This is a genomic window from Caminibacter sp. (assembly GCF_053999135.1).
In genome coordinates, this window is record NZ_JBMXVQ010000086.1 from 1 (window position 1) to 14,629 (window position 14,629).

Here is a 14,629-nt window from a genome sequence, read left to right on the forward strand (position 1 = left end):
AACAATAATAAAGGAAATAGATGCCCGTTCGTTTAAGTGAAAAAGAGATTAATATTATAAAAAACATGACAAAAGAGTATTTAGGAGAATGTGAAATATACATTTTCGGAAGCCGCACCGATTTAAATAAAAAAGGAAGAGATATTGACATATACGTAATACCAAAAAAAAGATTTGAATACAAAATGCAACTAAGACTTAAAGCAAAACTTGAAGAAACCCTGCTTAAACCCGTTGATTTAATAATAAGCTCAAACCCCAACCGCCCGATTGAAATAGAAGCGAAAAAAGGTGTAAAAATATTATGAACTTAATTCAGGGAATCGCCAGTATTGTAATTACGCTTCTTAGAATCGGCGTTTTTATCGTTCCGGCTCTGAGTGCGACATACAGTGGCTGGGCGGCGCTTGTTTTATGGTTTGTTATGGCTTTGATGATACTTCCTGTTGCATTTGTATTCGGAAAGCTCGGCATTATTATGTATCCGAGTGCCGGAGGGAGTGCCACGTTTGTAAAGGAGGCGTTTGGAGAGAAAATTGGATATGCCACAAAACTTACGCCGATAAAATAATGGCGGTTGTGGCGTTTATAATCTGCATTATGGCTCTGAATTTATACGTTGCATCCCTAACTCGCCTTTCAACGACTCTAAATATCGGATTTAAAAAGGTTCTTTTTGTGATTATAGGGATTATTTTAACGGTTAGTATTTTAAAATTTCTATTTGATTTTAAAATAGATTTGCTTATAACATATTCAAACGGCGTTTTTGTGCTTATATACTTTTTGGTATCTATTGCGGCACTTAACATATTAAAAACAAAAACTTCTCTTTTAGCCGTAATTTCTATGGGTGTGATTATTGCGGTTTTAGGGTTTGATGTGATATACGCACTTATTGCGTTTGTAGTGTTTTTATTTATACCAAAAAGAGGTTTAAAAAACCTCGAATTTGGCAAGAAGTGATGTACTATTTTGCTTTCATATACTACTCTCATTTCACCCTGTCTTTAAAAATATTTTTTCTTCAAAAAGTTACAAAATGTAACTTTACCCCCTATCTATTTTTAGTTGACTTTCATGCTTTGACGCTTTATAATTAACAAAAAGGAGAAAACATGAAAAAATTAACAGCGATTTTTTTAGCCGCAGTATTAGGAATAAGCTGTGAAATTTACTTTCCGGACGCTTTAAGCTCAAATACAAAGATAAAAGGAATGGCGAAGCTTAAAAATGCTGATAATACATTAAGCTCGCCGATAATAGAAGGAAAGTTTATTTGTAAAACTTCAATTAATCCTCTAAAAGGTCTGTGTGAGAGTGAGAATTATAACAAAAAACTACCTGAAATTACTTTTAAAATTTCAAATAGTGACAACGTGATTTATGCCGATAAAAATATGGAAATAAATTCATCCGACATTGGAGAAATAATCATTACAAAACCAAATATAACCATCACATTCAAAGCTCCTTATACAGAAAAATCACTTACAAACATTCAAAAAATAAAATCAATTACTGATAATACTGGAAGTGCTACTTTAATATTTAAAGGAGGTGATTATTATATTGAAGATATAAAAATTAGTGATGATGAAAGAATGCCTTCATTTAGAGTTTGTAAAAACGGATTTAAGATTCAAACACCAAATAACAGTAGAATTTTTGTAAAAAACTTTGAAATAAAAAACAATAAACCGATTCCTCTTAATATTTCTTTAAATGAAAAAAACAATCCAAATGCTCTTTTAATCTACTCACTTGATAATTTCAGTATTGAAACAAAAGGAAAATTAAGAGGTGATTTTTATCTTTACGGTTATTCGGATGTTACTTTAAAAGCAAATCCGAGCAGTTTAGTAAAAGGGGCAATTCACGCAGATGGAGAATTAATTGATTTTGGAGTAAGGATAGAATATCAAAAACCTGAAAATATGTATAAACTGATTGTATGTAACACTCTACCTCCTATGCCTGATGAAAAAAAGAATAACGAAACCCTTCTTGGAATCGATTCGAATAATAACGGTATTAGGGATGATGTGGAGATTTGGATACTAAAAACTTATTCAATCCAAAAATACCCGAAAATAAAAATAGCAATCGCTATGCAATATACAAAAGCTGCACAAAAAATCTTAGAAAATCCTGTATTTGAAACTTCCAAAATTATTAATAATGCGATTGATTGTGAAAACAATATTTTATTTGAAAAAGCCAAGAAACTAAATTTAAAAGGTTACCAAGCAGTAAAATTTACAATTGATAATGCTATTATAAATGACAAATTAAGAGATAAGATTTTTAATACAAATAATAGATTAAAAAAATATTTTAAATTCAATGCATCATGTAATGGACATGTTTTTGATGTAGGAGAAACCAATACAAGCTTATGCAATTTTAACATCAATGAAATAGGAGAGTAATACCAATCCCCAAAACAAATCAAACATTTATTTTAGGGGTGAAAGAAAAGGTACTGACTAAATAAAGTGAAACAATTGCAAATTTTAACGGAGAAAAAGCGTTAAAAAAAGTGCACTTAACCCGAAGGGAGCTTGCGTCTGCACTTTTTAGCTTTTTCGAAGTGTTAAAAAATTTGCACTCTTGTTGAACGTATTTAGTCAGTGCCAAGAAAAGATGAATGTAAGAGTTGTTTTGTGTTTTGGTATAAAAACTAAAGACACTTTTTAATATCTTTATTAAAACTTCTTACTTCATACCCGTAAAAATTGGCTTTTGCACAAAGAAGAGCGTCAATAAAATCGATATTGTGTTTTTTTAAAAGATTTAAAGTATAAATCAGTATAAGTTTATCTTCGTTTACAACGTTTTGTAATTCTAAAATACTCATCAATAATTTCATCTTTTGTATATTTATAAACTTTTTTTAACACAAAAAAACACTCCATCAACACACCCTCACTAACAATCACTTCCACTTCTTTTTTTGCTACTTTTTCAAAAAGTTGTTTTTGATTCTTGATAATGTCTATTCTCATCTTTTGAAAAAAGCCTTATAATATAATTCGCATCAATCAAAACCATATTTTTCCCTCAAATGTTCTTCATATACCCTTTCAAAATCTTCTCTCGTGGCTACTTTATCTTGAGGTTCTAACCCTTCTACAATCTTCTCTAAAAGTTTCATATCGTCTTTTTCTTCAATAGGTTCTATTTTGGCGATTTTTTTATTCGTCCTTTTATCAACAACAATAATAGACTCTTTTATTTTTTTAAAAAGCGAAATGTTTTTTGAAGTTCTCCGACAGATATAGTCATAACAACCCCTTTTTGTTTTATATAAGATTATAGCACAGTTTATATAAAAAGAGGGGAGGTTTAAAAAACCTCGAATTTGGCAAGAAGTGATGAGATTCTTTTTTTGACTTCCTCTTTACCGAGAATGCTAAGCATTGCGGCTAAATCTATTCCTTTTGTATCTCCTACCATTGCGATTCTAAGCGGCGGCATTAAAAATTTCGGCTTAATTCCTTTTTGTTTTAAAAACTCGTCCATAACATCGTGCCATTCAGGCGGAAGTTTAGGGTCTTTGTCGTTTAAAAACACCAAAAATTCTCTGAGGTTACTTAATACTTCGTCTTTTAAAAACTTTTTAACGGCTTTTTCGTTATATTCACTTGGAGGCGTCAATATTTTTTCAATCTCTATTGCCATTTCTTTAAGGGTTTTTACCCTCTCTTTAAGCTCGTCAATTAAAATCTCTTTTCTGTCATGGTCAATTATATCAACTCCGAAATCATCCCTTAAAAGCTTTTCAAGTCTTTCGTTTGGAGAGTTTTTAATATAATGGGAATTCAGCCAGTCAAGTTTTTCTTTGTTAAAGCGGCTTGGGGCTTTATTGATGTCTTTTGGGTCAAAAAGATTTATCATCTCTTCAATACTGAAAATCTCCTGGTCTCCGTAACTCCAGCCAAGGCGCACTAAAAAGTTTAAAAGAGCTTCAGGCAGATATCCTTCACGCTTATATTCCATAACATCCACCGCCCCGTCACGCTTACTCATTTTAGCGCCTTTTTCGTTGTGAATCATAGGTACGTGATAAAAATTTGGCACATCCCAGCCAAACGCTTTATAAACAAGAAGCTGTTTAAATGTATTTCTGAGGTGGTCGTCTCCTCTTATAATATCCGTCATTCCCATTTCATGGTCGTCAATCACTACGACAAAATTATAAGTAGGAGTCCAGTCACTTCTTGCTATTACGAAATCTTCTATTTCTTTGGCATCCACGCACTGTTCGCCTTTTACCCCGTCTTCAAAACATATTTTCCCGCTTAAAGGCGCTTTAAATCTGATTACATAAGGCTTATCAAGCTCCCCTTTAAAATCCCTGTATTTTCTGATATCGATAGGAGGCTGCTGTCCTTTCATTTTGGCTTCTCTTATTTTTTCAAGCTCTTCTTTTGTCAGATAACACTTATAAGCAAGCCCTTTTTCTAAAAGCTCATCAATATATTTTTTATAAACGTCAAATCTCTCACTTTGAAACACAACTTCATCATCCCATTTCATTCCAACCCAGTTAAAAGCCTTTAAAATCGCATCCACCGCCTCTTGTTTATTACGGCTAAGGTCTGTATCTTCAATTCTAAGTCTAAATTTTCCGTTGTTTTTCCTAGCCCAAAGCCAATTAAAAAGAGCCGTCCTTAACCCGCCTATATGTAAATAACCAGTTGGTGATGGTGCAAAACGAGTAACTACCATTAACTATCCTTTTTTTGAAATTGTAACTTATTTATAAACTTAACACCAAGCATAACAACTATAACTTCCAAAACGGCGGTAAACACAAGCACCGTATACCAGTAATCGCTTATCGTATGATTATGATAAGCAAGAGTCGCGGTTGCAATTAATAACGTAAGAGGCATAGAAAGACTCATCCCAAACATTACCGTATTTTTTAATCCCAGCTCCTTTATAAAGACTAACGAACTTACAATTCTTAAAATCAGCATCAAAAACGTAATGAATAAAGCATCCTCTATCATATCATAATTAATATCTTTAATATTTATACTGCTGCCCACATGAACAAAAAAAACAGTAATCAAAAACCCAAAACCAAAAGGTGCCAGTTTGTGTTCGAGATTGTGATTATGGTCAAAAAAAGTCGTCAAAAACACACCTACCACAAACGCTCCAAGCACCACATCCAAATGAAGCACTATCATAACGGCTATCATAATAAAAAACATACTTATAGCAATCCTTACGTCCTGATGATACTTGTCAACCCCCGGCATTAAAAAATGTTTAAGTTTTGGAAACCACCAAAGAAGACTTCTAAAAAGAAGAAAACCAATTCCCAGCAAAAACAAAAATACAAACAAAATAGCTATATTTAAAAGCAGCTGTTCGGTAAGACCAAATTCAAAATAACCGCTTATAACAGTCAATACCAAAATAGAGAGCAGTTCTCCCATAACCCCGATTTGAAGGGCAAGATTAAGCCAATTGGTTTTGCCTATCTCCTGTTGTATGGACAAAATCAATCCAATGGAAATAAGAGGCAAAATAGCTATAAAAATTTTTGAAAACCCGAAAACAAAAACAATAAACAATGAAAGGGCGTACAAAATAAGTAAAAAAGCAAAACCTTTTTTATAAATTTCCTTCTCAAGCTTTAAAAGTTCTTTTAAATTAACTTCCATTCCCGCCAAAAGCATTAAATATAAAAATCCCACTTCAGCCAAAAGTTTAAAACTTTCATTATCATGCAAAAACCCAAAAGCCGCCGCAACACTTCCAAGAGTAATTTCAACCATAGAAATAGGGAGTTTTAAAAAGTTGCTTATAAAAGGGGATATAAGCAAAATAACGGAAAGGGTTATAATTAAAACAATATCAGCATTCATCGGCTATTTGATATCCTTCTTTAATTAAAATTTCCAAATCTTTATCCGGTTTTTCGCCTTTAGTAGTTAGATAATCACCTATTACAATAGAATTGGCGCCCTCTTTTATAGCATCAATCCAATTTTCTCCAAAAGCTATTTCCCTTCCACCCGCAAGCATTATAATGGAATTTTGAAATTCTTTGGCAAATTTTTTAACAATCTCTAAAGCGAATTTTTTATTATGAGTCGCTTTTAAAGGCAGTTTAGGGTTTTCTATAAAAAAATTAAGCGGAATTCCTTCGGGATTTAATTTTTTTAAAGATTTTATAAAACTTTGTATATCTTCATCGCTTTCGCCCATACCGAATATTCCCCCGCAACAGAGACGAAGCCCTGCGGATTTAATGTTTTCACATGTTTCAAACCTCTCATCCCAAGTATGGGTCGAGCATATTTTCGGATAATATTCACGGCTTGTTTCAAGGTTGTGGTTGTATATTTTTACCCCCGCGTTTTTAAGCTCTTTTAAAGATTCTTTATCTGCCGTTCCGTTACAGGCTATTATCGTAATATCCACTTCTTTTTTTACCGCTCTAGCCGCGCGGCATACATATTCAAGCGTTTTTTCATCAAGGCTTTTTCCGCTTGTTACAAGACAAAAACCTGAGGCTTTGTTCTTTTTGGCGAGTTTTGCTTCGTTTACTATGGTTTTAATACTTTTTTCTTTATATCGTTTAATATCGGCACCCCATTTTACACTCTGCGTACAGAATCTGCAATCTTCATTGCACGCGCCCGAACGTATATTGCTTATCGCACAAAGATAAATCATTGTTTTTCTCCGTTTTGAGGAATTAAAAACTCTTTAATTTTATTTTTCCATTCTTTTTCACCTATTTTTCTGTAATAAAGCGTTACGATATATTTCTCATCCGTAATATCAAGAGTCATACAGGTGGAAAATCCATGGTCCCTGGCGCAAACTTCGCCGGGATTAAGAATTAAATTTTTACCGTTAAATGTAATATCAACATCATGCGTATGACCGTAAACGATAATATCCGTATCAAGCGGGAAAATATATTTAGGATAGTGCATAAGTTTCCACGTTTTACCCGCAAGTTTAAAATAAAAAGGCTCCGTTACCAGCTCATACTTATCCACTACACTATAAAGATGAAAATCGTTGTTTCCAAGAACGGCTACATATCTTAGTCCTTTGCTTTCTATATACTCCAAAAGCTCTTCTCTTACAATATCCCCGGCATGAACCAAAAATTCAATCCCTTTATCCATAAGCAAATCGACGGCTTTTTTAGCACGCCCTAGTTTCTTATGCGTATCGCTCATTAGTCCTATTCTCATTTATTATCCTCTAATGTTTTTTAATAATAAAATTTATATCATCAATCATTTTTAAAACAAATTCCAATTTCGCTTCAAACATGTAAAAAATCTTTCATCATATACTTTTTCGCGATATTATTCATAGAAGAATTATTAATTAAATCGATTTTACTGCTTAAAACATTTTGTAGCTTTTGTTTAATCTCTTCCAATTTAATAAAATAATCCCATCCTACATATCTTTTTTCAAACCGTTCATCCGTATCGTAAATAATATCAATATCATTATAATCCTCTCCTCTGGCAAAAGAACCTACAACTCCTAAAATATAAAAACCTTCTTTTGAGAGTTCTTTTTTTACTTTTTTTAAAATTTCAAATTTATTCATTTTTCCTCTCTTGTTTTACATTTTATACATTCATATACTTCTTTGCCTCTGTAAGTTCTCTCGGCCATCAGATATCCGCACTCGGGACATTTTTTGTTTACAGGTCTGAATTTTGAAATGAATTTGCACTCGGGATAATTTGCACACCCGTAAAATTCACCCCTTGGACCTTTTCTTTTTATGATATCGCCTCCGCATTCTGGACATTTGACATCTTCTAAGATTTCCGGCGGATTTAGAGGTTTTGTGTTTTTACATTCAGGATAATTGCTGCATGCTAAAAACTCACCTCTTTTTCCTCTTTTTATAACCATATCGGCTCCGCATTTATCGCATTTTACATCAACCTTTTTTTCTTCTTTTTCCTCAAGAGGTCTTGTATATTTACATTTCGGATACGCACTACACGCTATAAATTCCCCGAATCTCCCTTTTCTGATTACCAAAGGCTCACCGCATTTAGGGCAAAGCTCGCCTGTGGGTTTTGCAATTTTTTGAGAAGGTATCTCTTTTTCGCCTTTTTTAATAAGCTCCATAAAAGGATGGTAAAATTCTTTTAGCATTTCCTGCCAGTCTTTTTTACCTCCTGCGATGTTATCGAGCATCTCTTCCATATTGGCCGTAAAATTGGCATCCACAATATCCGGAAAATGCTTTTCAAGCGTTTCAATCACCGTAAAAGCAATTTCACTCGGATGAAGTTTTTTATCTTTTACCTCAACATAATTTCTATTTTGCAAAAGAGTAATAGTAGGCGCATATGTAGAAGGTCTTCCGATTCCAAGAGCTTCGAGTTTTTTAATAAGACTGGCTTCGGTATATCTCTCAGGCGGTTTTGTAAAATGCTGGGTGGCTTTAACATCGTCAGGTTTTAATTTTTCTCCTTCTTTAAATTCAGGCAGCAGCGTATCGGCGCTCGGGCGTCCGTAAACTTTATAAAATCCGTCAAAAATAAGTTTTTTACCGGATATTTTAAACTCCCCTTTATCGTTTGTAAGATAAATGTTTTGGGTTTCAAATTTAGCGTCTTTCATCTGACTTGCCAAAAACCTGTTATAAATCAGCGTATAAAGTTTCAGCTCGTCTTTTGTCAGATATTTTTTCAAATCATCAGGGGTGAGCCTTACATCCACAGGTCTTATGGCTTCGTGGGCTTCCTGGGCGTTTTTTGCTTTTTTATCGTATGTTTTAGGCTCAGCATACTCTTCGCCTATATTTTGTTTTATAAATTCCGCCGCCGCTTCCTGGGCTTCTTTTGCTATATTCAGACTGTCCGTTCTCATATAGGTAATAATTCCCGTCTCACCCACCGGGGTTTTCACCCCTTCATAAAGCTTTTGGGCTATTTGCATGGTACGTCTGGGAGAAAATCCAAGCTCGCTGCTTGCAACCTGCTGTAAAGTGGATGTCATAAAAGGAGCGGGTGATTTGGAAGAGGTGATTTTCTTTTCGATTTTACTCACTTCATATGTAAGAGGCTTTAATTCTTTTACAATTTCTTCCGCCTGTTGTTTATTTGAAATATCGAATTTATCAAGCTTTTTACCGTGATATTTGATTAAACTGCCCTCGGTCTTTTTAAAAATACCCTCTATTGTCCAGTATTCTTTTGGTTTAAACGCTTTAATTTCTCTTTCTCTATCCACCACAAGCTTAAGCGCCGCACTCTGAACTCTTCCGGCACTAAGCCCTTTTTGAATTTTTTTGTTTAATAAAGGAGAGAGTTTATATCCTACAATCCTGTCAAGAAGTCTTCTTGCCTGCTGAGCGTTTACGCGGTTTATATCAAGCGTTCTTGGATTTTCAAGAGCGTTTTTGATTGCCGTTTTTGTAATTTCATGAAATACTATTCTTGGAAGTTCGTCCGGTTTTTTACCTATTACGTGGGCTATATGAAACCCAATAGCCTCCCCTTCTCTGTCCTCATCCGTGGCTATATAAACAATATCGGCTTTTTTAGCTTTTTCTTTCAGTTCTTTTGCCGTAGCCTGATGGTCTTTTGTAACTCTGTATTGAGGAATAAATTTATCTTCTTCTATTTTAATACCAAAAGAAGTTTTTGGCAAATCCCTTATATGACCTTTACTGGCTATTACATCGTAATCTTTGCCTAAAAAATTTTTAATGGTTTTTGCTTTTGCCGGAGATTCGACTATTATTAATTTTTTTCCCATAAACTGTAAGCCTTTTTTTTGGCGCTATTATATCAAAGTTACAAAAACCAAAAGCTAAAACTTAATAAAATATAAACAATAAAGAAGACTAGCTTAGCCTGTCTCTAAAATCTTCGAAGTGAAATTCTCTTGTAGTCCAAAGCGAGCCGTCCTTTCTTTTTATAATGATGCTTGGAATTTTAATTCCGTTAAAAGCCGTGTTTTTTACCATCGTATAAATAGCCATATCTTCAAAAATCACTTTATCTCCAACCTTTAACGGCTCATCAAAGCTGTAATCCCCTATAACATCTCCCGCAAGACATGTAACTCCCCCGAGGCGGTAAGTGTATTTCTTCTCCCCCGGTTTTCCGGCACCCCTTACATTCGGGCGGTAAGGCATGGCAAGAACGTCTGGCATATGAGCTTCGGCCGAGGTGTCAAGAATCACTATTTTCATTCCGTTATCGATAATATCAAGCACCTCAGCCACTAAATATCCAGCATTAAGCCCGACGGCTTCGCCCGGTTCAAGATATACGTCTTTAATATTAGGATATCTGGTTTTAAACTCTTTTATTATTTTTATAAGGTTATCTACGTTATACCCTTCACGGGTAATATGATGGCCTCCTCCAAAATTCACCCATTCCATGTCTTTAAGATATTCCCCAAACCTCTTTTCAAATCCTTCAAGGGTTTTTTCAAGGGCAGTGTCAAGCTGTTCGCACAGTGCGTGAAAATGAAGACCGCTGACATTTTTAAGTTTGTCGGCTTTAAAATTTTCCTTTGTAATACCAAGGCGGCTATATGGAGCGCACGGGTCGTATAAAGGTACAGGGGAGCTTGATACCCCGGGATTTACCCTAAGGCCTATAAACGCTTTATTTTTTACCCTCTCCTCAAATCTCTCAAGCTGATTAAAACTGTTAAAAACAACCGTATGGGAAATATCGGCTACTTCATCGATTTCGTCTTCTTTAAAAGCAGGACAGTAAGTATGTACTTCCCACGGTTTCATTTGAGCTAGTTTTGCTTCCCAAAGACCGCTAGCCGTAGCACCTGCCAAGTATTTTTCAAGTAAATCAAATGTAGCCCATGTAGCATAGCCTTTTAAAGCAACCAAAATTTTACAACCCGCTTCTTTTTGAACCCTCTCAAGGACCTTAAGATTCTTCTCCAGCAGTTCTTCTTCGATAACATACGCAGGAGTTTTAATATTTTCCATATATATCCTTTTTTAATGAAATTTTATCTAAATCACTCTTTCATAAACCAAAACATCAACCATTTCACCGGCATCAAGGTTATATAAACCTTCAGGAAGGCACATAAGGGCTTTATTATTAATAAGGTTTGTCAAAATTCCGCTGCTTCCCTGTTTTTTTCCAAAAGTATCCACATAAAATTCCCCCTCTTTATATTCGATATTCACAGCCACAAACTGATACTTGGCAAATTTTTTCTCAAACGGGTGAGAGAGTCTGGCTTTTATTTTTCTTAGAACTTTTTTTCCTTCAAGAGATTCTAAAATAGGCACTACATAAAGCAAAAACGTAACAAAAGAGCTGTAAGGAAATCCCGGAAGAGATACGATATATTTATCCCCTGCGCGTGCGAGCATTACCCATTGCCCCGGTTTTATATTAACCCCGTGAAACAAAACTTCAAATTCTCCCACTATCTCTTTTACAAAATCAAAATCCCCCACACTGACTCCCCCGGTAGTCACTACAACATCGCTGTTTTTAAGGGCTTCAACTATTTTTTCTTTTATTGCTTTTTTATTATCACCTACAATGCCGAGATTATGAGCTTCAAAACCGAAATTTCTGCCAAGGGCCGTTAAAGTATAATTATTTGAACTTCTGATTTGCCCCATTTTATACTCTTCATCCAAATCAACAACCTCTTCTCCTGTGGCAAGCACGGATACTACAGGCTTTTTAACGACACTTACAACCGGTACTCCAAGGGATGCCAGCACTCCGATTTCACCCGGCTTTAACAAAGTCCCTTTTTTTATTAAAACTTCACCTTTTTTAAAATCTTCCCCTACGGGTCTTACGGAAAAACCTTTTTGGACTTTTTTTATTACTTTTAAAATATCTCCGCTTACTTCAACATTTTCAATCGGCACAAGCGTATCGGCCCCTTTTGGCATAAACGAGCCCGTATATGTTTTAACGGCCTCTCCTTCTTTTATTTCATTATATTCAAAAGTACCCGCGGGATTTCGTCCTATAATTTTAATTTCTTTACCGATATCTTCATATTTTACGGCATACCCGTCCATTGAGGCTGTTGGCATATAAGGATTGTCGTATTTTGCTACAACATCCTCCGCCAGCACTCTATTTAATGCATTTTCCAAAAATACCCTCTCACTTCCTTTAACTTCAGGGAGATTTTCATTTAATATTCTTATTGACTCTTCAAAACTTATATGCGCCATTTTTACTCCTTATAACTTTTCACTTTTCATTTTTCACTTAATATACCCGCACCCGGAAGTTTTTTCGCTCTGTCTTTTGCAAAAATTCTCTTACCGTTAATTAAATCATATTTCCAAATAGGCGCGTTTGCTTTAAAATCTTCTACAAATTCTTCTAAATATTTAAAGCCCTCGCGTCTGTGTTTTGTAAATACGGCACATAAAAAACTCGTCTCCCCTACCATAACATCTCCAAAACTGTGAGCCATCATAATTTTCGCTTCTTTTAGATTTTGCCATTTTTTAAACCACTCATTTAGCATCGGAAGATACAAATCAAAACTCAGCCCCTCAATACCGTTATCCGGCCTTACAATTCCGATAAACGGAATCATAGCCCCATAACCCTCAAGCTTGCACTCCTCATACCATCTCTCAAGCGTTTCTATTACGGGAATTCCGCCTTTAAAAATTTCTACCATCTCAGCCTCCGCAAACAGGCGGCAGAATTACCACCCTGTCTCCATTTTTAAGCTCAACATCCAAATCCTGGACAATTTTATCATTTACCGCCACCGCACTGTTTTCAAGCCATGGCTTTAAAGAATCGTCTTTATTTAAAATTTCTTTTAATTCTTTTAAAGACCCCGCCTCTACTTCTATAGGTTCTTTTCCTATCGGACCTAAAAATTCCACTTTTACCATATTTTTCCTTTATGTTAAAATTCCAATAAAAAGGCTCATATGTTAGGACATATTGATTACTTAAACCTTTTGCCATTTTATCAATTTTTGAAAAAAAAGAATATAAAAATTAAAAAATCCTACCCTTCTAAAATAAACGAATGGTTTGAAAAAGGAAAAATTGACGCAGCTTTTATCTCTTCGATTAAAGGAAAAAACAAAAAATGTTTTCCCGTCGGAATTGCAGCAAAAAAAGAAGTAAGAAGCGTTCTTTTATGTAAAGGGGAGGGAGAAGATTATGAATCTGCCACTTCTAACGTTTTGGCAAAAATTTTACAAAAAAAAGGAAAAGTGGTAATAGGCGATAAAGCGTTAAAAGAAAAAAACTGCGAAGATTTGGCAAAACTCTGGTATGAAGAATATAAACTACCTTTTGTTTTCGCTCTATTTTGCGTTAATAAAGATTATAAAAAATACGAAAAACTTATTAATGAATTTTTAAAGCATAAACAAAAAATCCCTTATTCGACTTTAAAAAAATATGCCCAAAGAATAGGAATTACCCCAAAAGAAGCAAGAGAATACCTTGATAAGATAATTTATTACAGACTCGGATGGAGAGAAAAAAAAGCGTTAAAACTTTTTTGGAAAAAAGCCCGGGAACTTACCAAAAATTATTGATAAATTTTTTTTATATATTCCATTTTTCTTGTCATATTTAAAAGCAGCATATCAGCAACAACGCAAGCGGCCATCGCCTCAGCCACTACGCTACCTCTAACCGCTACAATCGGGTCATGACGCCCTTTTAGATTCACTTCCACTTCATTTCCGTATATATCCACGGATTTTTGAGGTTTAAAAATTGAGGGAGTCGGTTTAAAATATATTTCAAGCACCACCTCTTCACCGTTGCTAATACCTCCAAGTACGCCTCCAGCGTTATTGCTTAAAAAACCCTCTTTACTTATTTCATCATTATTTTCCGCTCCTGTAAGTTTATGAGCTTCGGTATTGCCTATATATATCCCTTTTACTGCGTTTATGCTAAGCATCGCACTTGCTAAAATATTATCAAGTTTATAATATATCGGTTCTCCAAGCCCTACGGGGAGGTTTTTTATTTTCAGTTTTACAACACCTCCTAGGGAATTATGCTCTTCGCGGGCTTTATCTATAATTTTTATCCACTCTTTTTCCGCATTTTTATCAAGAGCAAAAAGCGGAGAAGTTTTGGCATATTTAAAATCTTCTTTTTTCGCTCTTATTCCCCCGATTTCAACAGTTCCAGCCTCTATTTCTATATTCAGCTCTTTTAAAATCATTTTAGCAACAGCTCCCGCAGCCACCCTAGCAGCAGTCTCACGAGCGGAGCTTCTGCCCCCACCTCTGTAATCTCTTATGCCGTATTTGTGAAAATATGTAAAATCGGCATGACCCGGGCGGAAAATGTCTTTTATGTTTGAATAATCCCCGCTCTTTTGGTCTTTATTGAAAATCACGATTGAAATTGGAGTACCGGTTGTTTTACCTTCAAAAACACCGCTTAAAACCTCAGGAGTATCAAGCTCTTTTCTTTGAGTGGCAAATCTGTTTTTACCCGGTCTTCTTCTCTCAAGTTCATCTCTTAAAAACTCTTCATCAAAATTCACCCCAGCAGGCACACCGTCAACCACAACCCCGATAGCTTTTCCGTGTGATTCACCAAAGGTCGTAAACCTGAATATTTCTCCAAAACTGTTAAACATATAT

General features: G+C 34.9%; 17 protein-coding genes. 5 read left to right on the forward strand and 12 right to left on the reverse strand.

Annotation, left to right across the window (positions count from 1 at the left end; genetic code table 11):
* Window positions 1–20 precede the first annotated feature (20 nt).
* From ACXJH6_RS06700 to ACXJH6_RS06715, 4 genes are all read left to right on the forward strand, one after another.
* Window positions 21–308: a nucleotidyltransferase family protein gene (locus ACXJH6_RS06700; protein ID WP_456470987.1), complete on the forward strand. Its 288-nt coding sequence runs from the start codon at window positions 21–23 to the stop codon at window positions 306–308.
* A complete protein-coding gene (locus tag ACXJH6_RS06705) occupies window positions 305–571 on the forward strand; it encodes a hypothetical protein (protein WP_456470988.1) in 267 nt (88 codons plus the stop codon). The genes ACXJH6_RS06700 and ACXJH6_RS06705 overlap by 4 nt, the downstream gene beginning before the upstream one ends.
* A gap of 107 nt (window positions 572–678) precedes the next feature.
* Complete coding sequence (locus ACXJH6_RS06710) at window positions 679–966, forward strand: hypothetical protein (RefSeq protein WP_456470989.1); 288 nt, start codon at window positions 679–681, stop codon at window positions 964–966.
* Window positions 967–1,118: 152 nt separating this feature from the next.
* The gene (locus tag ACXJH6_RS06715; protein WP_456470990.1) at window positions 1,119–2,432 is read left to right on the forward strand and encodes a hypothetical protein; all 1,314 of its coding nucleotides are present in this window, start codon (window positions 1,119–1,121) and stop codon (window positions 2,430–2,432) included.
* 251 nt (window positions 2,433–2,683) lie between these two features.
* Here ACXJH6_RS06715 and ACXJH6_RS06720 read toward each other — a convergent pair whose 3' ends face one another.
* The 11 genes from ACXJH6_RS06720 to ACXJH6_RS06770 form a co-directional block, all read right to left on the reverse strand.
* Entirely contained in the window at window positions 2,684–2,860 is a 177-nt protein-coding gene (locus tag ACXJH6_RS06720) for a hypothetical protein (RefSeq protein WP_456470991.1), read from the reverse strand.
* A gap of 488 nt (window positions 2,861–3,348) precedes the next feature.
* Window positions 3,349–4,734 carry a glutamate--tRNA ligase gene (gene gltX, locus ACXJH6_RS06725; RefSeq protein WP_456470992.1) on the reverse strand — a complete coding sequence of 462 codons (1,386 nt, stop codon included), beginning with the start codon at window positions 4,732–4,734 and terminating at the stop codon, window positions 3,349–3,351.
* Window positions 4,734–5,888 carry a cation:proton antiporter gene (locus ACXJH6_RS06730; protein WP_456470993.1) on the reverse strand — a complete coding sequence of 385 codons (1,155 nt, stop codon included), beginning with the start codon at window positions 5,886–5,888 and terminating at the stop codon, window positions 4,734–4,736. The genes gltX and ACXJH6_RS06730 overlap by 1 nt, the downstream gene beginning before the upstream one ends.
* The gene (locus ACXJH6_RS06735) at window positions 5,878–6,702 is read right to left on the reverse strand and encodes a biotin synthase (protein ID WP_456470994.1); all 825 of its coding nucleotides are present in this window, start codon (window positions 6,700–6,702) and stop codon (window positions 5,878–5,880) included. The genes ACXJH6_RS06730 and ACXJH6_RS06735 overlap by 11 nt, the downstream gene beginning before the upstream one ends.
* Window positions 6,699–7,235, reverse strand: coding sequence for a metallophosphoesterase family protein (locus tag ACXJH6_RS06740; RefSeq protein WP_456470995.1), 537 nt, complete (start codon window positions 7,233–7,235; stop codon window positions 6,699–6,701). The genes ACXJH6_RS06735 and ACXJH6_RS06740 overlap by 4 nt, the downstream gene beginning before the upstream one ends.
* A 74-nt stretch (window positions 7,236–7,309) precedes the next feature.
* Window positions 7,310–7,606, reverse strand: a complete 297-nt coding sequence (locus ACXJH6_RS06745) for a nucleotidyltransferase domain-containing protein (RefSeq protein WP_456470996.1) — start codon at window positions 7,604–7,606, stop codon at window positions 7,310–7,312.
* Entirely contained in the window at window positions 7,603–9,780 is a 2,178-nt protein-coding gene (topA, locus tag ACXJH6_RS06750) for a type I DNA topoisomerase (RefSeq protein WP_456470997.1), read from the reverse strand. The genes ACXJH6_RS06745 and topA overlap by 4 nt, the downstream gene beginning before the upstream one ends.
* Window positions 9,781–9,868: 88 nt before the next feature.
* Window positions 9,869–10,987: a carboxynorspermidine decarboxylase gene (gene nspC / locus ACXJH6_RS06755; protein WP_456470998.1), complete on the reverse strand. Its 1,119-nt coding sequence runs from the start codon at window positions 10,985–10,987 to the stop codon at window positions 9,869–9,871.
* Window positions 10,988–11,014: 27 nt separating this feature from the next.
* A complete protein-coding gene (locus ACXJH6_RS06760) occupies window positions 11,015–12,214 on the reverse strand; it encodes a molybdopterin molybdotransferase MoeA (RefSeq protein WP_456470999.1) in 1,200 nt (399 codons plus the stop codon).
* A gap of 26 nt (window positions 12,215–12,240) precedes the next feature.
* Window positions 12,241–12,675, reverse strand: a complete 435-nt coding sequence (locus ACXJH6_RS06765) for a molybdopterin synthase catalytic subunit (RefSeq protein WP_456471000.1) — start codon at window positions 12,673–12,675, stop codon at window positions 12,241–12,243.
* Window position 12,676: 1 nt separating this feature from the next.
* On the reverse strand, window positions 12,677–12,898 hold the full coding sequence (locus ACXJH6_RS06770; protein WP_456471001.1) for a MoaD/ThiS family protein: 222 nt from the start codon (window positions 12,896–12,898) through the stop codon (window positions 12,677–12,679).
* Window positions 12,899–12,937: 39 nt separating this feature from the next.
* On the opposite strand from ACXJH6_RS06770, the gene ACXJH6_RS06775 reads away from it, so the two are divergent.
* Window positions 12,938–13,558, forward strand: coding sequence for an MqnA/MqnD/SBP family protein (locus ACXJH6_RS06775; protein ID WP_456471002.1), 621 nt, complete (start codon window positions 12,938–12,940; stop codon window positions 13,556–13,558).
* On the opposite strand, the gene aroC is transcribed toward ACXJH6_RS06775, so the two are convergent.
* Window positions 13,552–14,625 carry a chorismate synthase gene (aroC, locus tag ACXJH6_RS06780; protein ID WP_456471003.1) on the reverse strand — a complete coding sequence of 358 codons (1,074 nt, stop codon included), beginning with the start codon at window positions 14,623–14,625 and terminating at the stop codon, window positions 13,552–13,554. The genes ACXJH6_RS06775 and aroC overlap by 7 nt on opposite strands.
* Window positions 14,626–14,629: the final 4 nt, after the last annotated feature.